This is a genomic window from Acidobacteriota bacterium (assembly GCA_039030395.1).
Taxonomy (GTDB): domain Bacteria; phylum Acidobacteriota; class Thermoanaerobaculia; order Multivoradales; family JBCCEF01; genus JBCCEF01.
In genome coordinates this window covers 25,649-46,685 of record JBCCEF010000012.1, presented here as the reverse complement: position 1 = coordinate 46,685, position 21,037 = coordinate 25,649, and the positions used below count along the sequence as shown (strand labels likewise).

Sequence of the window (21,037 nt, the reverse complement as noted above, 5' to 3'; positions counted from 1 at the left end):
AGTGGAGAATATCTCAGGAAGCGTGACACGACATTCCGAAAGACATATGGTAGAGCATGCTGGATATTCGAAATCTATTGTAATCAGGCAAATAGCAACCTTCAGATTCGTTATGAGAATGTCTCTGTGGGGTCGTTTCTAGTTCTCATTGGATGCCCGGAGGGACGCACGAAATGAAGTTCCCCGAGAATGCCCGTCGGTCGGCCCGCCGGCTCTCCAGCGGCGCCGAGAGATTTCTCGATCGGGTAGAGCGGCGGCCGGAACTACTGCGCCGTCGATCCTTCACCGAGGTGATGCGGGCGGTGACCGAGGTGATCCCCACCTTTGTCGGCTATGCGCCGGACGCTCCCATTCCCCTCCAGCCATGGCCGGTGTTGATCTCGCCGGCGGTGCGCGACGACATCGCGCGAGCGGTGGAGGGGCTGGCGCGGATCGTCCGCACACTGCCCGAGAGGTTCTTCGACAACGACCCCAAGGCGATCGCCGCCTTCTACGGCCTGGACAGCGAACTCCTCGCCGCCCTGCTGGTCGCCGAGCCGACGGGGATCGCGGAGTCCATCTGCCGCGCCGACCTGATCGACACCCCGGACGGTCTGCGTTGTGTCGAGTTGAACTTCGGCAATGCCTCCGGCTGGCAGGACACGGCGGTATCCGACGCCTTTCTCACCCGGCCGCCGCTCTCCGACGCCCTGGCGGAGTGCGGCCTGCGGGTGAGCTGGAAGGACAGCGCCCAAGCGCTCGTCGAGGAAGCGGTTCGAACCTGTGCCGGCGACGATTCGGCGGATGTGCCCCTCAATCTGGTGGTGGTGGCGGCTACCGGCGGCCTCTTCAGCTTCGACAACCATCCCTTCGCGCGCTATGAGCGCCAATTCGCGGAGGCGCTGGCGGTCCACGGCCATGGCCGACCGGGCTCCATCCGCCTGGCCGGCACCGATGAGCTGGAGTTCGAGAAAGGTGCCCTCTTCGTGCGTGGGGACCGCATGGCCGGCGTCATCGAGCAGCTCAACGAGGTCTCGAGGAGCGATCTGTTCCGCGCCTTCAAGGGCGGCCATCTGCGGCTGTTCACCGGTCCCATCGGTCCGCTGATCTTGGGCGACAAGCGCAACCTGGCCCTGCTCTCGGAGCGGGTGGCGGAATTCGAGCCGGAGGAGCGCGCGATCATCGACCGCTACGTGCCCTGGACGCGCCTGATGAAGTCCGGGTCGGTGACCTTCCGCGGCCGGCAGGTGCCCCTCGAGGGATTGCTCGCGGCGGAACGCGAGGCGCTGGTGGTCAAGGCCGCCATCGAAGTCGGCGGCAAGGGGGTGGTGGTGGGGCGCGATGCCTCTGACGACGAATGGCGCCAGGCGGTGGAGATGGGCCTATCCGAGGATGGCTGGCTGGTGCAGGAGTTCCTGGATACGCCGTCCTTCCCGTTCCAGACGGGAGAGGAAGGATGGGCCGAGCACCGGCTGGTGTGGGGGCCGTTTGTTTTCGGCGACGACTACGGCGGGCTGTTCGTGCGCATGTTGCCGACCGACCGCGGGCGGGTGGTCAACCTGGGCCAGGGCGGCGAGATTGGCCTCGCCTTTGTGGTCGACGAGGCGGGGGATTGAACTCCGCGACCGCGCCGCGTTCTTGCCCCAGCAGCAGCCCTCGCTGGTCGTGAGGGGCTTGCGGTGAGGGCGTTTCTCACCATCTGGGGTGGGCAAGTGGTGTCCCTGGTCGGCACCGCCATGACCCGCTTCGCCCTGCTCATCTGGGCCTGGGAAGTCACCGGCAAGGCCACCACTCTGGCCCTCCTGATGTTCTTCCAGATCGGTTCGACGGTACTGATCAGTCCCTATGCCGGCACGGTGGTGGACCGCTTCAATCGCAAGAAGGTGATGATCCTGAGCGATCTGGCCGCCGGCTCCGCGACCTTGGGGCTGCTGGTCTTGCTGCTCACCGGGCACCTGGCCATTCCCCACCTGTTCATCGCGGCGGCGATCGCCGGGGCGGCGGAGGCCTTCCAGTTTCCGGCCTACTCGGCGGCGGTGACCCTGCTACTGCCGAAACGCCACTACGCCCGGGCCAGCGGCATGGTCTCCTTCGCTCAGTCCGGCTCGATGATCCTCGGTCCGCCGCTGGCCGGCGCCCTGCTGCCCTTCATCGGCTACACGGCGATTCTGGCGATCGACCTCAGCACCGTGGCCGTTGCCATCGTGGCGTTGCTGCTGGTGCATGTCCCCGAGCCAGAGCGGGAAGATGAGCGGGGCGCGAGCTTCTGGCAGCGGGTGACCTTCGGGTTCCGCTATATCTTTGGGCGGCGAGGGCTCCTCGGCCTTCAGACGCTCTTCGCCGTGGGCAACTTCCTGTTGGTCTTCGGGGTGGTTCTACGGGCGCCGCTGATTCTGGCCCGCACCGGCGGCGATGAACTCGCCCTCGGCCAGGTGATGGCCGCCGCCGGCATCGGAGGAGCCTTGGGGGGCGCCACCCTCGCTGCTTGGGGAGGTCCCCGCCGGCGCATCGTCGGGGTGCTCACCGGCTGGAGTCTGTCGTCCTTCGGGAATGTGTTGCTCGGCGCCGGCCGCGCCTTTTGGACCTGGACGGTGGGCGCCTTCGTCTATCCCTTCTGCCTGACCCTCACCAACGGCCTCAACCAGGCCATCTGGCAGGCCAAGGTCCCGCCGGCCCTCCAGGGGAGGGTGTTCTCTGCCCGCTTGCTGATTGCCCAGGCGAGCCTGCTGCCGGCGATGCTCGTCGCCGGACCGCTGGCGGATCGCTGGTTGACCCCGGCGATGACCGAAGGCGGCTCCCTCCACGACGCTCTCGCCGGCTGGCTGGGCAGCGGAGCCGCGGGCGGCATGGGTCTGCTGATCGCCGGCACCGCCACCCTCGCCCTCGTCGCCTCCCTGGTGGGCGCGACCTCCAGATCGGTGCGCAATGTGGAACGCGATCTGCCGGATCATGATGCGGTGGTGGAGGCGGCGTCGACGGCTCCGGCAACGGACTGACATTTCAACGTCGGCGGTAACATTCTTTTTCGAAGACTCCCTAACTTTTCCATGCCGTACCTTTCGTCCTCGGGACTTGAGTCGCCGCCGATTCCGGCTGCGAGGGATGAGCGGTGGGCTTCGACCAGATAGAGGGAGACAACGATGAGATGCGAACGTGTTCTTCGAATCCTGCTGCTGGCGGGCTGGACGCTGGCAACCCTCGGCTGCGCCGCCGGGGCGCGCACCCTCGCGCCGGAATCGGCCCCTGACGAGGGTGCCTTCGCGCTGACCTCGAAACAGCGCGAGTCCGCCCTCGCCATCGCCGCGGAAGCCCGTGAGAGTCGCGAGCGCGGCGAATTCCGGGTGCAGGGGGCGGTGGTGACCGAGGAGATGGTGACCTCCGTGGCCCGCTTCCCGGCCACCGACGAGACCGACGACCGCCTGCTGGCTTCCGTGTTGAGCTTCGACTACCAGACCGGCGAGACCTTCCTGGTGGTGGTCGATGTGGGAGGCGAGAAAGTGGTTGACGCGCGCGTGGTGACCGGTGCCGCGGCGCCCCTCGCACCACGGGAGGAGAGCCGGCTGCGGGAACTCCTGGCGAAGGATTCTCCGGCCTACCGCGCGCTTTTCGAGATGCCCGAGGACGCCTACGACCTCGGCACCTTCGTGTCCGTCGGCCGGGACGATCTCGCCGGCCATCGCATCGTCCTGGTGCGCCCGGTGCCCTTCCGGGACATCCCTTCCACGCCCTATGCGGTGGTGGACCTGACCACCGAGCGAGTGCTGCGCTACGAAGGAGACGAGAAGGATCGAGAAGAGCTGCCGCCGGAAGGGCCGGAAGGAGAGGTGAAGCCATGAGCGCTCTTCGAATCCATGTCCGTCTCTCGCTGGTGCTCTCGGTGGTGGCGATCGCCCTTCTAGCCCCCGGCTGCAGCCTGGTCAAGTCGAGCGCCAACTACACCCAACAGAATTTTCCCGTCGGCAGCAGCAACAGCAATGCGGAAACCGCCTGGCGCGTGACCTGGGCTTTCGAACCTCACCCCTACGATGCCAACGAGCAGATCTGGGTGCTGACCGGCGCCGAGTTCATGCGCGGCCGCAAGACCGTCAACGGGCAGTCGGTGGAGGACTGGGTACGGGTGCTCGATCGCATGGCCGTGGCGGCGATGTTCGTCCCCTACGTCGAGAACGGCAACCGCTATGCCGATTTCCTGGGGTACTACACCGGCCTGGCGCAGCTCGACGCCAAGGCCCTCAACAAGCAGGCCTACAAGCCCTCGACCCTCTATCAAGACAAGTTGATGAAGGAGAGGACAGACGATTTCGTTCGCTGGATGGAGGTCGGCCCCGGCGGCTACCACGCCGCGGCCCGCCTGCGGCGGGGGCAGGCGATGACCCTCTGGGGCATGTTCAGTGCCTACAACTACGTCTATCCGGTGGCCTTCAAGTTCCGCGACGACGGGGTGATCCAGGTGCGCATCGCCGCCAGCGGCCAGAACCTGGCTCACGCTCCGATCGCCTCCAACTCCCACCTGCACATGGGGGCTTGGCGTATCGAACCGCACCTCTGCGCACTGGGCAACTCTTCCTGCTCGCCGGACCAGGTCAACATCGAGAAGGTCTCTCGGCGGGTGGTGAATGGGCAGGAGACCATCGTCAAGGAAAACTTCAACGGCGGTACCGAAGGCGGAACGGACTGGAACCCGGACGAATTCACCGCCCTCCTGGCCACCAATCCCACCGAAGCAAACGGCCGGCCAATCCCGTGCACCGGCGGCCAGACGCCGCCCTGCACCTCGCAAGAGCCCATCGGCTACGCCCTGCTGCCGATTCGCTTCGGCCGGGCGCGCTTCAAGGCATCGCAGACGGAGGGCTTCCTGGATCACGAGCTGTGGGTCACCCGCCGCCCGTCGCCGCCGGATCCGGCGGAGATCTTCTTCGCCGACGTCAGCACCTACGCCAACGGCCAGTCCCTTTCCGGTCAGCGCAAGGTGATCTGGCACAAGTCGGCCTACAACCACATCCCCCGCTACGAAGATTTGGGCATTGGACAAAACAACAGCTTCAACAAACACGATGGCGTGGCGATCACCAACTTCACCGGTTTCGACCTGGTGCCGCGGAACTTGATGTTCAAGACGCCGCTGTACACGCCGTGACGCTAGGAGCCGGCCCTTGACCTATTCCGCCTTTGGGCGTAACCTTTAATTACCTGATCCCTACCTAGCTTCCCTTATGGTGCGGGTCACAAGCCGCCGAGCGCCCGGCAGTTTCGACGTTCGGTTCGACCGAGGAGGCCACATGAAAGTCAAGACCAAGGTGAAGGCCGGCCTGGCTCCGACCTGCGGTTGCGGCGCACGAGGCAAGGGCGATCACAAGCCCTCGTACCTGGGGCGTCATACCCGGTAGTTCCGGCTCGCTGAGCTCCGCGGACCGCCGCGGTGTCGGCTACGGGTCCCAGTGCCCTGGGGTCACGGTGCCAAAACGCACGTGGCCAAGACGCAATGGGCCAGGACTCAACGGGCTGGCACCGCGCCGTCCTCGGAACAGGTGAGCCGTCGTGTTCGAACCCTCCTCGAATCCCATCACCCCCTTCTCACAATCGGAGTCGCTCCTCGCCGGCGGCGGATTTCGCCGCTGGTTTCTCCGCCTCGGGCTTCTCGCGCTCTGTCTGCTCGCCTGGGGTGGCTGGTTCGCCTGTGCCGAAATCCGGCTGTACGAGGTGGCGACGGAAGCGCGTCTCGAGACCGTTGCCGAGGTTCATCCGGTGGATGCGCCTCTGGGTGGCCGCATCGTCGCCGTTCATGCTCGGCTGGGGGAGGAGGTCGCCGCCGGCGATCCGCTCTTCGATCTCGACGCCGAGAACGCCCAGTTCGAACTCGCCGAGGCGGAGACCCGCTTGGCCAGTCTGGAACGGCAACTCGCCTCGATCGCCGGTGAACGGGAGCTGGTGTCTCGGCTGCTGGCCTTCGAGCGCGACGCCGGTGACGAGCGGCTGCGGGCGGCGACCCTGGATCGTCAGGTCGAGGAAATCGTCGGCCGGGGGGCGGAATCCGAGCACGAGCGCGCCCGGCGACTGCACGAGCTGGGCCTGCTGTCGGACCTCGATCGCCAGCGCTACCTGGGAGAGGTGGAGAAGAGCCGCGCCCGGGCAGAGGCCGAGAGTGCCGACCTCGACGTTCTACGCACCGCCCAGCGTCAGCAGCAGACGGAACTCGAAGCCCGTGCCGCCCATCTCGAACACGAGCAGGTGACGGTGGAGGGCGAAGCCGCAGAGCTCTCCACCCACATCGAGCACCTGCGCCACGAGATCGCCGAGCGACGGGTGGCGGCTCCGGTCGCCGGCCGGGTGGCGCGCCTGGCGGAGATTCGGGTCGGGGCGGTGGTGGCGGCCGGCGAGCGACTGGCCGATGTGTTGCCCGAGGGGGCGATCCGGGCGGTGGCCTGGTTCCCGCCGTCGGCCCTCGGCCGGCTGGCGCCGGGTCAACCCGCCTGGCTGCGCCTCGACGCTTATCCCTGGACCGACTTCGGCGCCCTGGAGGCCACCATCGACAAGGTGGCCGGCGAACCCGACGGCGGCCGGCTGCGGGCGGAGCTGGCCCTCGCCTCGGCACCGCCGGGGGTCTCTCCGCGACACGGCCTCACCGCTACCGCGGAGGTGGCCGTCGAGGCCTTGACGCCGGCCCGTTGGGTCCTGCGCGCCGCTGGCGGTTCCGTCGACCGGCGGCAGCCGGCCGGCGGCTGATTTCCAACCCACTACGAGACCATCGGGATGATCGGCGTGAGGGGGAACGGACCGGATCGCCGTATCCTGATTCCGGAAACCGTGCAGTCGTCGGCGATGGACTGTGGCCCGGCGGTTCTCCGATCCCTGCTCGCCGGCTTCGGCATCGAATTCGGCTACGGCCGCCTACGGGAAGCCTGCCAGACGGGCGTTGACGGCACCTCCATCGGGGCCATCGATGAGCTCGCCAACGCCTTTGGACTGCGGGCGGAGGAAGTGATGCTGCCGGCCGACGACCTGCTGCTGCCGGCGGCGCGGGCATTACCGGCGGTGGTGGTGGTGCTGGCCGGTGGGGTCACCCACTACGTCGTCCTGTGGCGCCGCCACGGTTCCCGGCTGCAAGTGATGGATCCCGCCACCGGCCGCCGCTGGCCGGATGCCCGGCGTTTCTTCGAAGATGTCTTTATTCATCGTCATCCGGTCGCTGCGACGGACTGGCGGGAGTGGGCCGAAGGAGAGGAGGCGACGGCCGTGCTGCACTCCCGGTTGACTCGCCTCGGCGCCGCTCCGGTGGAAGCCTCGCGGCTGCTGGAGGGGGCGTTAGCGAGTCCGGGGTGGCGCGGGCCGGCGGCCCTCGCCGCGGCCGCCCGCCTGGGGGATCGCCTGACCGCCGCCAGAGCCCTGCGGCGCGGCTCCGAGGCGGTCCGGTTGACCGAGCGATTGGCCGCCGAGGCGGCCGCCTCGGAGCGGCCGAGGGATATCGTTCCGGAGCGTTTCTGGCCGGTGTGGCCGGGGGATGATCCAGTGGATTCCTCGACCCTAGAGCTGCGGGGCGCGGTGCTGGTGCGGGTCCGCGGCCGGCGCCCGGAGGGCTCCGAGGTGGAGGATTCCAGCGGCGCCTTCAGCCGGCCGCCGGAGCTGGCGGCGGCCGGCGCGCGGGAGCCCGCCGCGCGGGAGCCCGCCGCGCCGCCCCCGGGGGTGATGCGCCGGCTGTTCGGCTTTCTGCGGCGCGGCGGGGGGCACACCCTGGCGGCCCTGGCCTCGGCCGCCGTCGCGGCTGCCCTGATGTTGGCCTTCGAGGCGCTCCTGCTCAATGGCCTGCTGCGCACCGGCGGTCAGCTCGCCGGCACCGGCCAGCTTCCGGCGGCCCTGGCGGCGCTCCTCGTCTTCGTCGGTGCCCTGGCCCTGCTAGAACTCGCCACCGCCATCGGCGTGCGAGATCTCGGGCGGCATCTGGAAGCGCGCCTGCGCTTCGCCTTTCTGGAGAAGATCCCGCGCCTCGGGGACCGCTGGTTCCGCAGCCGTCTGCCGTCGGATCTCGCCGAGCGCGCCCACAGCGCCGTGCTGCTGCGCACCCTGCCGGATGCGGTGCGGAGCGTCGGGAGCGGTGGCTGTGAGCTGATCTTCACCGCTGTCGCCTTGGGCTGGTTCTATGCCGGCACCGCGCCGCTGGCAGTCCTCGCCGCCCTTACCGCCGTCGCCGTGCCCCTCGCCCTGCAGCCGTATCTGGCAGAGCGCGAGCTGCGCATGCGCCACCACGGCGCGGCGCTGGCACGGCTCCAGCTCGACGCCCTGCTCGGCCTGCTGGCGGTCCGCTCCCACGGCGCCGAGCCTCTGGTGCGGCGTCAGCATGACGAGATCCTCAACCGCTGGCGCGCCGCCGGTGCGGATCAGCTACGCGGTTCGGTGGTGGCGATGGTGGTGCAGGCGCTGGCCGGCTACGGCCTGGCGGCGGCACTGGTCGCTCTCCACATCGCTCGCGAGGGCATTGGTGGTGGCACTCTGCTGCTCGCCTATTGGGCCCTCAAGTTGCCGGAACTAGGCGCCGAGATCGCCGCCGGCCTGGAGCGCATTCCGCACCACCGCGGAGTGGCGACACGCCTCCTCGAACCCCTCGGTGCGCCGGAGGACGAGGTGGGCCCGAGGCCGGCGGCCGGCGGCGAAGAGCTGGCACCCACGGGGGTCGCCGTGTCTCTGCGCCGGGTGACGGTGACCGGTGGCGGCGGTCCGATTCTCGACCAGGTAGACGTCGAAATTCCCGCCGGGGGTCGGGTGGCGATCCTCGGCCGCTCCGGGGCCGGCAAATCGACCCTTCTCGCCTTGCTCCTGGGTCTCGAGCGGCCGGCCGCCGGCGAGGTGCGGATCGACGGTGAGGTTTTGGATGCCGCTGCCTGGGCTCGACTGCGGGGAAGCACCGCTTGGGTCGACCCGGCGGTGCGCCTGTGGAATCGGTCGCTCCTCGACAACCTGCGCTACGGCAACGGCCGGCAGCCATCCGCCCTCGGCGAGGTGCTGTCGGCGGCGGAACTGGCGGGGGTGCTCGAAGGGCTGCCCGAGGGACTGGCCACCGCCCTCGGCGAGGGCGGTGGCCTGGTTTCCGGCGGCGAGGGCCAGCGGGTGCGTTTCGGCCGCGCCCTCGGTCGCGGGGCGGCCCGCCTGGTACTGCTCGACGAACCCTTTCGCGGCCTCGACCGCGGTCAGCGGGATCGCCTCCTCGCCACCGCCCGCGACTGGTGGCCGCGGGCCACCTTCCTCGTCGCCACCCACGACGACACCGCGGTGCGGGATTTCGACCAAGTGGTGCTGCTGGACGCTGGGGGAATTGCCGAGAGCGGCTCGCCGGCGGCGCTGGCGGCCGACGAAGATTCCCTCTACGCCGGTCTGCTGGCGACCGAGAACGCCGCCTGGAGCGAACGCGACTGGCGATCCCTCCGGCTGGTCGCCGGCCGGCCGGCGGACGGCGAAGGGGAGGAGGCGGGATGACCGCGGCGGACCCCCTTCTCCCTTCCCTCACCTGGCCGGCGGCCCGCCTGTCCGAGGCGGTAGCGGTTCTCGCCCGGGAAGCCGGGCTGACCGGCGGTGGTCGGTGGCGACCGGCGAATCGCTCGGTCGCCGGGGACGACCGGCCGGCCGAGGGCGCCGACGGCATCGAGGCGGCGGCGCTTCGGGCCGGCGTCGAAGCCTGGCCTGTACAGGCCTCGTATCGCGAAGTGGCCGATGGGTTGTGCGCTGCGGGGCCGGCGTTGATCCGTCTTCCCGGTGGGGCAGGGTGGCTGGCGGTCGTCCGAGGCGGATCGCGCCTGCGAGTCGTCGAACCAGACGGAGGCGTCACCCGCCTGGCGGTGGGACGCCTGGTCGAAGCCCTGCGCAGGCCGCTCGAAGCCTCTGCGGACGATGAGATCGAAGGTCTCCTGGCGCACGCCGGCGTCGCTTCGCCCCGGCGCCGCTCGCGGGTTCGCCGCGCGCTGCTGGCCGAAAGGCTCGGCGGCGAGCCGTGTGCCCGCGGTTGGTCCCTGCGGTTGCCTCCCAGCGCCGGTGCCCTGGAGCAACTCCGGCGGGCCGGGGTGTTCGGTCGTCTCGTCCGCCTGGCCGTTGCCCATACGGTTGCCTGGCTTCTCCTGATCGCCTCCTGGGCGGTGCTCGGCCGCGGTGTCCTCGACGGTCGCCTCGATCCCGGTTGGTTGACGGCCTGGGCTCTGCTCCTCGCGACCCTCATTCCACTGCAGGCGGTGGCGCTGTGGTCCGAGGGAACGGCGGCGCTCACCGCCGGAGTGCTCCTCAAGCGCCGCCTTTTGGCCGGTTCCCTGCGCTTCGGAGCGGAGGAGATCCGTCGCCAGGGAGCCGGTGAACTGCTCGGCCGGGTGATCGAGGCGGAGCGGGTGGAGGGTCTGGCCTTCGGTGGCGGACTCACCGCTTTATTGGCCGCCGTCGAGCTCGCGCTGGCCGCCGCAGTCCTCGCCCTGGGCGCCGGCGGAGCCCTCCACTCCGTCCTGCTCGCCGCTTGGGTCCTGGCCCTCGCCCTCGCCGGGTGGTGGCTCTACGGCGAGCGGGGCGCCTGGGCGGAGGAGCGGATCGGCATGACCCAACGGTTCGTCGAACGGCTTCTCGGCCACCGCACCCGGCTGGTCCAGGAATCGCGCGCGACCTGGCACGACGCGGAAGACGACGAACTGGCCGCGTATCTGCGCCGCTCCCGCCGCCTCGACCGCTTGATGCCGCGGATCGAAACCTTCGCCGCCCGCGGCTGGTTGATCGCCGCCCTCGCTGCCCTGGCGCCGGCGCTCTTCGCCGGCGACACCTCGGCCGCCGGGGTGGCGGTGGCTCTCGGTGGAATGCTGCTCGCCGCCCGCGGCCTCGAAGGAATGGCCGGCGGTCTCTCCGGCCTCACCGCCGCCGCCGTGGCCTGGCGCCAAGTGGGGCCCCTCTACCAGGCCGCGACGCGCCGGCAGCCGGTGGGCTCGCCGGCCGTCCGAGCCGAGGCCGGCGGTGATGGTGGCGAAGAAGTGGTTCTGGCGGCGAGGGGCCTCGACTTCCGCTATCCCGGTCGCTCTCGGCCGGCGGTCGAGGACTGCGGGATCGAACTCCGTCGCGGCGACCGGGTGCTCCTCACCGGAGAGTCGGGAAGCGGCAAGTCGACGCTGATTTCCCTACTGGCCGCCCTCCGCCAGCCCCAGGGAGGACTGCTCCTGCTGCACGGTGCCGACCTCCACGGCTGGGGCGCTCTCAACTGGCGCCGGCGGGTGGTGGCGGCGCCGCAGTTCCACGACAACCATCTGTTCGCTGCGCCGCTGGCCTTCAACCTGCTGCTCGGCCGGAGCTGGCCGCCGGCTCCCGACGACCTCGCCGAGGCGGCCGAGATCTGCGAAGAGTTGGGCCTCGGAGACCTGGTGGCGCGCATGCCGTCGGGGCTGATGCAGCCGATCGGCGAGAACGGCTGGCGCCTTTCCCACGGCGAGGCGAGCCGCGTCTACCTGGCCCGCGCGCTGCTCCAGGAACCGGACCTGGTGCTCCTGGACGAGAGCTTTGCCGCCCTCGATCCGGCGAGCCTCCAGGCGGCCCTCGCCTGTGCTCGGAGCCGGGCGCGCACGCTGGTAGTGGCAACTCACCGCTGAGTCCTTTCGTCGCCGGAGGTTGCCGCGATGAACCGAGGAGGCGATCGAAGGCCAGTCGCTGCCCGGCGCAAAGTTGGGCGCTCACTGGCTGGTGTAGACTTGCGTTTGGTTTCCAGAGAGTTCGCGATGTTCGATTCCAAACGCCATAGACAGCCCTCCCGCAGTGGGCTGTGGATGGTGGCTTGGGTCGCACTCCTGCTGCTCGGATTCCACGGCATTTCGGCCGCCGGACATCACCACGATTCCGGCGTCGAGGGCGAGTGTGAGCTGTGCCACTTCGGTCACGTTCACGCGACCGTGCCCGAGCCGCCGACGGCTACGCCGATGGTGCCCGAGGCGGGTCGCCTGATCGTCGCGGCGGTGCGCGCGGCCGAATCGGCGTCTCGCCCTCTCCCTCCCTCCCGCGGCCCTCCGGCCTGATTCTTTCCTGAGATCGGATAAACCACCGCCTGGCTCTGCCAGGCGGCGCTGACGGCTACCACCGCCGTCCATCGCCCCTGTCCGCGCGTACCGGCGCCGCTGTGCGGTCTCCGCACGGCCGTTGGGCGTCGCGAACGGGTGTCGCATGAAACCGGCCCCGCTTCTAGGCCGGCCGGAACGAATGGAGGGATTCGAATGACCGCTCTATTGAATGCTCCGAACCTGTCGGCACGTCACGTCGTTGACGGGGCGCTCGGACGCGTGGCCGAGCGGCGGCTGATGCCGCCGGTCGCGGAGACCTCACGGTGAGAGGCAGCGCGATGACCTACCTGCTCTCGGACCTGAGAATCGCTTTCCGCGGCCTTCGCCGACGGCCCGGGTTCACTGCTCTCGCGGTGGGGACTCTGGGACTGGCCAGCGCCGCGACCACCGTGGTGCTGAGCCTTGTGTATGCCGTGCTCCTGCGGCCGCTGCCGTTCCCGGAACCGGAGGGCCTGGCCCGAATGGAGACCGTTCGTACGGACCAGGGGGTCACTCGCGGCTGCTCTTTGCTCGATATTGAGGATTATCAACGGATGGCGGCGACGCTCGATGGGATCGGCGCCTATACCGTCGGCATGACGCAGCTTCAGGGCGACGGGCCGGCGCTGGCGGTGACGACCGCCTGGGTCACCTCCGGTGTGCTGGCAGTCGTCGGTGTCGAGCCGGTTCTCGGCCGCCGGTTCACCCCGGCGCAGGATCGCACCGGCGGCGATGTGCAGCGGGTGCTGCTTTCGCACGGCCTCTGGCTCAGTCGCTTCGGCGGCGACCCGGGGGTGCTCGGCAAAACGATTCACACGCCGGTCGCCGCCTACACCGTGGCCGGGGTGATGCCGCCGGGGTTCGATTTTCCGGAGCACGCCGACATGTGGGTTCCGATGGAGAGCTGGTATGCCGCTCAGACCGGCGATCGCGCGGTCAAGAAACGCGGCCAGTTCTGGTATTCGACCATCGCCCGTCTCGCCCCCGGCGTATCTCTCGCGGAGGCGCGCCAGGAGCTCGAGGCGGTGGCGGCGCATCTGGCGGAGCAGTTCCCCGAGGAGAACGGCGATGTCGGACTTCGGTTGACGTCCCTGCGTCAGCTCGAGACGGCCGAGCTTCGGCCTTACCTCGCCCTGCTCGTCGCAGGCGCTGCGATGCTCCTGGCGATCGGCTGTGCCAACGTCGCCGGCCTGCTGTTGGTTCACGCCGCGGCGCGCGAGCGGGAGCTGGCGGTACGGGCGGCGCTCGGCGCCGCCCGCGGCCGCCTGATGGGGGTGGTGGTCGCCGAGGCGGCGATCCTGGCGGCGATCGCGGTGCCGCCGTCGCTGGCGCTCACCTATGCCGGCATCGGCGCCTTGCGGCGCTTGATCCCCGTGCCCCTGCCGGTCGGTATGGCGGTCGAAGTCGATGTGGCGGTGCTCTGCGGCAGCCTGGCAATTGCCACCGGGGCGGCTTTGCTCGCGGTCGCGGTACCGGCCTGGCAGACCGGCCGCACCGATCCGCGGGCGGTTCTCGCCGAGGGAGGGCGAACGGCGCCCGGGCGGGCGCGGATGCGCTCGGCCCTGATCGTCGGTGAAGTGGCGCTTTCGCTCCTGCTATTGATCGGTGCCGGCTTGTTGGTCCGCACCTTCCTCACCTTGGCCGACACCGATCCCGGCTTCCGGCGTTCGGGTTTGCTAGTGGTGCAGGTGGCGCGCTACCAGGCGGGCGAAACGCGGACCGAGCGAGCCGGGCCGCTGGCTCGCTTCCACGACAGCGTGCTCGCCCGTCTCGCCGCTCTGCCGGGGGTCGAAGGCACCGCGGCGACCAATAGCTTGCCCTTCGAGCGGTCCACCGTAGAGCGCCGGCAGGCGACCCTCACCGTCCGTGGCGCCACGCCGGAGGACGTGGAGCACCTGAGCGCCTTGGCCGGAGCCGACGTCACGCCGGGCTACTTCGCGGCGATGGGGATTCCGATCCTGGCCGGGCGCGGGCTCGCCGAGACGGACACCGCCGAGTCACCCTGTGTCGTGCTGGTCGACGAGGAGGGGGCGCGTGAACTCTGGCCGGACCGAGAACCGCTGGGCCAGGAGCTACTCTGGGGCAATCTTTCGGCGAACAACCCGTTCTGCACCGTGATCGGGGTGGTCGGCGACGTCAAGCACCATGCAGCCGAAGGCGCGGACCCGGTCGAGCTGTACTACAGCTTCCGCCAATGGCCGGTCGACAACCCCTACTACGTTTTGCGGGTGACGGGCGATCCGCTGGCGCTGGCGCCGGCGGTGCGCCGTGCGATCGCCGAGATCGATCCCAATACCGCCGTCGTCTCGATCGAGTCGATGACCGACCGGTTCGACCGTTCCCTCTGGCCGCGTCGCCTGTGGGGAGTTGCTTTCGCCGGTTTCGCTTTGCTCGCTCTGGCGCTGACCGCCGTTGGCCTGTACGGTGCGATCAGCTATGCGGTGAGTCTGCGGACGCGGGAGCTTGGAATCCGGGTGGCCCTCGGCGCTCGATCGCGCGACCTCCTGCTGTTGGTGATCGCCGAGGGTCTCAAGCTGGTCGGCATCGGCGCTGCGCTCGGCCTGGCCTGCGCCTTCGTCGCCTCGCGCTGGTTTACCAGCCTGCTGTTTGGGGTGCGTCCGTTGGATCCCCAAACCTATGTGAATGTGACGCTGCTGCTGGCGGTGATCGCGCTCGTTGCCTGTACCGTGCCGGCCCGGCGAGCGGCGCGCATCGATCCGCTGGAAGCTCTGCGGCGAGAGTAGACGACGTGACTCACGATCTCCGTCTTGCCTTCCGTCAACTGCGTCGCCGTCCGGGCTTCGCCCTGTTGGTGATCGCCACCTTGGCGCTCGCCCTGGGAGCCAATGCCGTGGTCTTCATCGTCTGCCACGCCTTGCTCCTGCGACCTCTGCCGTATCCAGAACCCGAGCGTCTGGTGCGCATTCAAGCCTTGAAAGCGGGGGAGCCGGCGCACCTCGCGCAGCGGGAGATCGAGTTGTTTCGGCTCCAGGAGCACGTGTTCCGGGACGTTGCGGCCTATTACCTGAGCCAGTACAACATCACCGGCGACGGTAGGCCGGAGGCGGTGCCGTGCGCCATCCTGACCCACGACCTCTTTCGAGTGTTGGGTGTGCCGCTGCTTCACGGCGAAGGCTTTCCGGCGGCGGACGATTTCCGCCGCCAGTACCGCGTTGTGCTGGAGCACAATTTCTGGCAGCGGCGATTCGGTGGCGATCCGGACATCGTCGGCCAGTCCGTTCTTCTCGATGGCGGTAGCTACTCGGTGGAAGGGGTACTCGCACCGGGAGCGGACTTCCCGGCCGGTGTCGGCCTCTACCGCCAGGTGACGGAGTACTACGGGCTAGCAGGCCGGCGCCACTCATCGCTCGCACGCTTGGCGCCGACGGTGACGCTGGCGCGGGCACAAAAGGAGCTCGACCGGTTGAGCCGTGAGCTGCAGGACCGGTACCCGGCGACCAACGCCGGCCTCCATTTCGAGGTGGTGCCGCTGCGCGAGAGCTTGGTCGGCGCCGTGCGGCCGCACCTGGTCATGCTCGCCGGGGCGGTCGCCTTCGTATTGCTGATCGCGGTGGTCAACGTCCTGAACCTGCAGATCTCCCGCACCACCGAGCGTCGCGGTGAGCTCGCCGTTCGTTCCGCCCTCGGCGCCGGTCGCGGTCGTCTGGCTCGCCAACTTCTTGTGGAGTGCTTGGTGCTGGCTGGTTTCGGTGGCCTGGCCGGTTTGATTGTGAGCGCCTTCGCCATGCCCGCGTTGGCGGCGCAGATCCGTAGTCAACTGCCGGCCTGGATGAGCTTCGAACTCGACGGTGCGGTGATCGGTTTCGCCGCCTTGACAACCCTTGTCGCCGGTCTCGCGGCCGGCCTCGTCCCGGCCGTGCAGGCGGCGCGCCGGGCCGGGATGGCGAGCGCCGCGTCCGGCGGTTCTCGCGCCACCTCCGGCACCTCGGTGCGCCGTCTGCGTGGCTTTCTGGCCGCCGGCGAAGTCGCCCTGGCGCTGATTCTGTTGACCGGAGCCGGACTGATGGTCCGGAGTTTCGTGGCTCTTCAGCGGACCGATCCGGGCTTCGAGGCCGAGGCACGGTGGACCTTTCGCTCCGACCCGCCGTATTGGAGCTACAACACAACCGAACAACTCATCCCGTTCTATGAGCAGGCCCTCGAACGCCTGCTGGCGATCCCCGGAGTCGAGGGAGCCGCCGCCAATCAGAACCTACCGCTGGCGGGGCTTGACGAGAATACCCTGCGCGTAGTCACCGCTGTGGGGCAATCCGCGCCGGAGCAGGAGGCGAATCCCTTCGTCAACATCCAACCGATCAGCGCCGGCTGGTTTGAGGTGATGGGGATTCCCCTCGTCGCCGGCCGGCCATTCGAGAGCGCCGATCGGCTAGGGGCGGTGCCCGTGGCGATCGTCGGACAACGCCTCGCGGAGCGGCTATGGCCCGGAGCGGATCCTCTCGGCAAACAGCTCAAACTCGGACCACCGGAATCCAGCAACGAGTACCGCACGGTGGTCGGTGTGGCGCGAGACGTCCGGAGCGAGCGGTTGCTCGGTGACTCCAGTTTCGATCTCTACCTGCCACACCTCCAGTTCTTCGCCGGCGACAGCTACTTCGTTCTGCGCACGCGGCGCACCGGCGCCGCCTTGGGTCGAGAGGTCGCGGCGGCGGTGCGCGAAGTCGATCCCGATCTCCCCATCTTCGACCTGGCTCCGATGTCACGTCGGGTGGCCGATGCCGAGTGGGAGCGCCGGGTGTCCGGCGGAGTGCTGGTGGCGTTCGGTGTTCTCGGTCTGATTTTGGCCGCCGTCGGAGTGTATGGGGTGATGGCGCAAACCGTCCTTCAGAGAACACGGGAGATGGGGATTCGTTTGGCATTCGGTGCCCGACGCCGGGACGTGCTGCTGTCGGTGCTCTCAGAAGGTGCCCGCTGGCTCGCTTTGGGAGCGGTGGCCGGAGTGGCCGGGGCGCTCCTGCTCGGCCGGGGTATCGGTGCATTGCTCTGGGGGGTGGAATCGGGCGATCCGGTGACTCTCTTGACGGTGAGCGCGGTGCTCATGGCGGTGGCGCTCTTTGCCTGCCTGGTGCCGGCCCTTCGGGCGGCGCGGGTCGATCCGATGACCGCGCTCCGCTCAGCAGACTGAGAGGGCTCGAAACCGGCACCACCGCCTCGGGTCACAGAGGGTTTTTTCGCACACCGGCAAGCCGGCGCATCGCGAGCACCGAGGCCACCGCAGTCCAGCCGAGAAGCAGCCCGATCCATCGCCAGGTGCCCTGCGGGATTGCGGGTTCCGAGTACTCGAAGGCGGGAATCGCGCGGGCTTCGGCGACGCTGAGGCGTCGCTGCCCGACCGTTGCCGGGCCGATCGCGTCGAGAAGGATCTGCAGATGCCGTCGCACCTGCTGCTGAAAGGCTGCAGTGCGCCCAAAACCGGCACCGGATACGCTGGTGAGGATGTCGTGGGCCACCATCACCGGCGAGAAGAGCTGCAGCGAGTCTGCGAGCCGATCCTGTGCGGCGTGGCTTTCTTCGAAGGCATCCAACAGCGGAGCCGTGCGCTCTTCGACGTCGAGATTCGCCAGGTAAGCGGCTCGGTAGAAGCCCGGCACTCCCTCCGCGGGCGCCTCGTCGGAGGGGTGTTCCGCCATGTAGATCTCGGCACGTTCTTCGATGTGTTGCCGGGCTTCGGCTTCGGCTCGCCGGGCGCTGGTGAGAAGCTCGACCTGCGACGGCGGTGGGTGTAGGGCGGCGGTGGCGAACTGAACCCCGGAGGGGATCACCACGACAAGACCGATCCAGGCCCCGAGAGCCGCCAGGGCGGCGTTGGTCTGCCGTCGGAAGGACGCCGCGACCAGGGCGACAATCGCGACCCAGAAGAGGCAGTAGGCGGTCATGGCCGACCACCAAACCGCGAAGCGCGCGACCCGTTCCGGGGCGTCGGCCAGCAGCAGCCCGACGCCCGCGGCGATGGCGACGATCGCCCAGGTGGCGGTGGCGGCCACTGAGAGTCGAGCGGCGACGATCGATCCGGGTCGCACACCCTGGACCAGCAGCAAGGGCAGACGCTTGTTCTCTCGCTCAGCGCTCAGGGAATCGAAACCGAGCAAGATGAGCACCAGGGGCAAGAGCACGACCACGACGAAGGTCAGATCGAGCCGGCCCGTAGCGAGTGTCGTCGGACCCTCGACCTCGTAGCGCCGGAACAGCGAGGCCGAGTTCCGCCAGCCCTGGACGATGGCGTAGTGCGGATAGAGCGCGTCCCGTCCGAAGGAGAAGTCGCCGAGCGGTCCCGGTGGCAGGATGGCTGGAAAGCCCAGCGCCATCGGCTGGGCCTGGAAGGGCGAGATCGACTCGCCCGCCTCGGCCTTCTCGAGGGCGCCCATCCACTCCTCGGGTCTTTCAGACATCTCCCCGGGCACGAGCGTCTGCTCGGCGAGCTTCGTTTCGCGCCACTCGAGGCCGGAACCCACCGCCCAAGCCGCTGCGGCGGCGAGAAGCAGGAGCAGCCCCCATTGCACGGGCGAACTCGCCAGGCGGCGAATCTCACGAGCCAGCAGGGTACCGAACATCAGGCGACCTCGATTCTTGAGGCCCGGGCGGTGAGGCCCGAAGCCAGCAACAGCGCGCCGATGGCCCAAGCGAGGAGTACGGCGAACTCGGGCCAGTAGGTTCCGACCACGGTGGGGGTGCGCGGCAGTACTCCGGCGAAATCAGGAGTCCGTTCCCACAGGGATCGGTCGGCCATATAGGTGAAGCCCGCGCCACCGCCTTGTTCCATCATGTCGCGGTTGAGCAACTCGACCATCTTCCGGCGGTGCGATTCGGCCTCCGCCGCGAAGGCGAGTTGGGCGCTCAAGTCCGTCCCCGAGAGTCCCGAGGAGACCCGCTGCAAGGCGAGGAGCGGTGAGAACCAAGCCGCAGCGCGCAGGACCGAGGCCTGTCCGCGCTGCGCTGCATACAGCTCACCGAACAGCCGATCGTAGACGGCGTTCGCGAATTCCTCGTGGGCTTGCAGCTCCATGCCGGCACGGTCGAACCCCAGCTCCTCGAAGGAAGCGGCACCGTAGCGGTCGGCGATCTCCTCCTCGAAGGCCCGAATCGCGGGCGGGCCGGCTTCGCCGGCCCAGAAGGGCGCTTGCGCCTCGTCGAAGATGGCGCGGTTGAGGGCGCTTCCGTCGGGCGTGTCCGAGAGGGATCCGCTGAGCTGTCCGGCGAACATCGGAAGGACCAGGGTGACGACCACCCAGAACGAACCCACGGTCGTCAGGGCGGCGCCTCGCGAGGTGGCCGTCGCGCTAAGGGCGATGCAGGAGAACGCGAAGGCCGCCAGGCCCAGAGTGTAGGAAGCACCCAACAGCAGGACCCTCGGAAGGTCGAGAGGCGCTCCCGCGACCACCCCCGGAAGCAGGGCAACGGCGAAGGCGACCCCTACCAGGGCGAGGACCACCAGGAGCGCCGCAACGGCCTTCACGGCGACGAGTGTGCCCGGGCGCACCCCTTGCGTGAGGAGGGACCGCAGGGTTCCCGCTTCGCGCTCCCCGGCGATCGAGGCGAACAACAGAACGGCGAGGGCGAGACTGCCGAGGACGCGAACCGCCCACGCCGGGTCGAGGGTGGTGAAGGGGGCCCTGGCTCCGACATCCTCGGCTCGTCGCAGGGTGGCGGGATTCTGGTAGTGCGCCTCCAGCCATACGGCGGAACCGGCGTAGTCCGAGATGCCCGAGTCGAATGCGCCGAGAGCAGGCGTCGGCCGGAATGCGTAGCGGGCGAAGTGAGCCGCGCCGTGAGGATTGTTCTCACCTTGCTCGACCCAAACCTCCCGATCGGCGGCCACCGCCGCCTCTCGGTGGCGCGCCGCTTCCTGTGCCCGGTTCCAGCCGTCGACAGCCGCGACGGCGACCAGCGCGATGGCGAGAACTCCGAGGATCCCGAAGCGGCGGTTGCGGCGATGCTGCAAGAGTTCCTTCTCCAGGAGCTTCGCCTTCATCAGGTTACCTCCACCGGCACAGCCTGTTCGCTACCGGCCGCCTCGCGCATATGGTGCAGGTAGATTCGCTCGATCTCCCGGGCGTCGACCTGCGCCGGGTCGACGGTCTCGAGGAGACGGCCCGAGCGCATGATGCCGATGCGGGTTGCGATCTCCTGGGCGCGAAAGATGTCGTGGGTTGCCATCAAGACGGCACGATCCTCGGCTCTCAGGCGCCGCACGTAGGCACCGAAATCGGCGGCTGCCTGGGGATCGAGCCCGGACATCGGCTCGTCGAGGAGAAGGGCGGCGGCGTCTTTCGCGTAGGCGATGGCCAGACCGACCTTCTGACGCATTCCTTTCGAATATCCAGCCACCGCTCGCAGGGCGTCCGGTTGGGAAAGGCCTGCCCAGACGAGAGCGTCGAGATGCTCGTTGCGGCTGCGCTTCCGGCCGGCGAGCGCATCGAACAGTGAAAGATTCTCCAGGCCGGTCAGGTCGGGATAGAGCGCAACGTTCTCCGGGATGTAGGCGAGGCGCTTTCTGGCGCGCTCGGGCTCACGCCAGGGCTCGATACCGTCGACCCGGATCTCACCGGCGTCCGGCGACTGAAAGCCGAGGAACAACTGAATGGTGGTGGTCTTTCCGGCTCCATTGGCGCCCAAAAGGCAGAAGACTTCGCCGCGCTGGACCTCCAAGTCCAGCGCGGCGAGGGCGGTGGTTCTTCCGAACCGCTTGGTGGCCCCGCTTGCGCTCAGCATCCCCGTCGGCTCCGACGGATCGTTGGGATAATTCCTTGTTCAGGTCGATTCATGGCGACAGGACTCCTTCCGACACGGCTTGAGGTTTTGTGGGTGGGCCGGCGGTCTCGTTCCGAGAGTCCATCGAGCGGCCTCGTCGAAACGGGTGCTGTGGAGCCGGGCTCTCGTGGGGAGCCGCGACGTGCCAGCGGACGCCGTGGCCCAGGGCAGACCGACGGCTTCTTTCAGAGCGTGGGGGAAACCCTAGGCGGTTGGCGGTCCGCGCAGAGGCGGAGTTCGCCAGGAGTCACAGGGGC

13 protein-coding genes are annotated in these 21,037 nt (G+C 68.9%); 10 read left to right on the top strand and 3 right to left on the bottom strand.

Going from position 1 to position 21,037, the window contains the following annotated elements; translation table 11 throughout:
• Positions 1-173 precede the first annotated feature (173 nt).
• The 10 genes from AAF481_12690 (at position 174) to AAF481_12645 (ending at position 17,157) form a co-directional block, all read left to right on the top strand.
• Positions 174-1,595: a hypothetical protein gene (locus AAF481_12690; GenBank protein MEM7482025.1), complete on the top strand. Its 1,422-nt coding sequence runs from the start codon at positions 174-176 to the stop codon at positions 1,593-1,595.
• Between the two features lie 63 nt (positions 1,596-1,658).
• Entirely contained in the window at positions 1,659-2,975 is a 1,317-nt protein-coding gene (locus tag AAF481_12685; protein ID MEM7482024.1) for an MFS transporter, read from the top strand.
• Positions 2,976-3,119: 144 nt separating this feature from the next.
• Positions 3,120-3,815 carry a hypothetical protein gene (locus AAF481_12680; protein ID MEM7482023.1) on the top strand — a complete coding sequence of 232 codons (696 nt, stop codon included), beginning with the start codon at positions 3,120-3,122 and terminating at the stop codon, positions 3,813-3,815.
• Positions 3,812-5,116: a hypothetical protein gene (locus AAF481_12675; protein MEM7482022.1), complete on the top strand. Its 1,305-nt coding sequence runs from the start codon at positions 3,812-3,814 to the stop codon at positions 5,114-5,116. The genes AAF481_12680 and AAF481_12675 overlap by 4 nt, the downstream gene beginning before the upstream one ends.
• Positions 5,117-5,517: 401 nt before the next feature.
• A complete protein-coding gene (locus AAF481_12670) occupies positions 5,518-6,702 on the top strand; it encodes an HlyD family efflux transporter periplasmic adaptor subunit (GenBank protein MEM7482021.1) in 1,185 nt (394 codons plus the stop codon).
• 27 nt (positions 6,703-6,729) lie between these two features.
• Entirely contained in the window at positions 6,730-9,444 is a 2,715-nt protein-coding gene (locus tag AAF481_12665; protein MEM7482020.1) for an ATP-binding cassette domain-containing protein, read from the top strand.
• The gene (locus AAF481_12660) at positions 9,441-11,573 is read left to right on the top strand and encodes an ATP-binding cassette domain-containing protein (GenBank protein MEM7482019.1); all 2,133 of its coding nucleotides are present in this window, start codon (positions 9,441-9,443) and stop codon (positions 11,571-11,573) included. The genes AAF481_12665 and AAF481_12660 overlap by 4 nt, the downstream gene beginning before the upstream one ends.
• A gap of 126 nt (positions 11,574-11,699) precedes the next feature.
• Complete coding sequence (locus AAF481_12655; protein MEM7482018.1) at positions 11,700-11,993, top strand: hypothetical protein; 294 nt, start codon at positions 11,700-11,702, stop codon at positions 11,991-11,993.
• 320 nt (positions 11,994-12,313) lie between these two features.
• Positions 12,314-14,758, top strand: coding sequence for an ABC transporter permease (locus AAF481_12650; protein ID MEM7482017.1), 2,445 nt, complete (start codon positions 12,314-12,316; stop codon positions 14,756-14,758).
• A 5-nt stretch (positions 14,759-14,763) separates the two neighbouring features.
• A complete protein-coding gene (locus AAF481_12645; GenBank protein ID MEM7482016.1) occupies positions 14,764-17,157 on the top strand; it encodes an ABC transporter permease in 2,394 nt (797 codons plus the stop codon).
• Positions 17,158-17,188: 31 nt separating this feature from the next.
• Here the strand turns inward: AAF481_12645 and AAF481_12640 are convergent, their stop codons facing one another.
• Genes AAF481_12640 through AAF481_12630 form a run of 3 tightly spaced genes read right to left on the bottom strand, consistent with a single transcriptional unit; the run spans position 17,189 to position 20,741 of the window.
• Positions 17,189-18,583, bottom strand: a complete 1,395-nt coding sequence (locus AAF481_12640; GenBank protein ID MEM7482015.1) for an ABC transporter permease subunit — start codon at positions 18,581-18,583, stop codon at positions 17,189-17,191.
• A complete protein-coding gene (locus AAF481_12635; protein ID MEM7482014.1) occupies positions 18,583-20,001 on the bottom strand; it encodes an ABC transporter permease subunit in 1,419 nt (472 codons plus the stop codon). Before AAF481_12635 ends, AAF481_12640 begins: the two co-directional genes overlap by 1 nt.
• Entirely contained in the window at positions 20,001-20,741 is a 741-nt protein-coding gene (locus tag AAF481_12630) for an ATP-binding cassette domain-containing protein (protein MEM7482013.1), read from the bottom strand. Before AAF481_12630 ends, AAF481_12635 begins: the two co-directional genes overlap by 1 nt.
• Positions 20,742-21,037 lie beyond the last annotated feature (296 nt).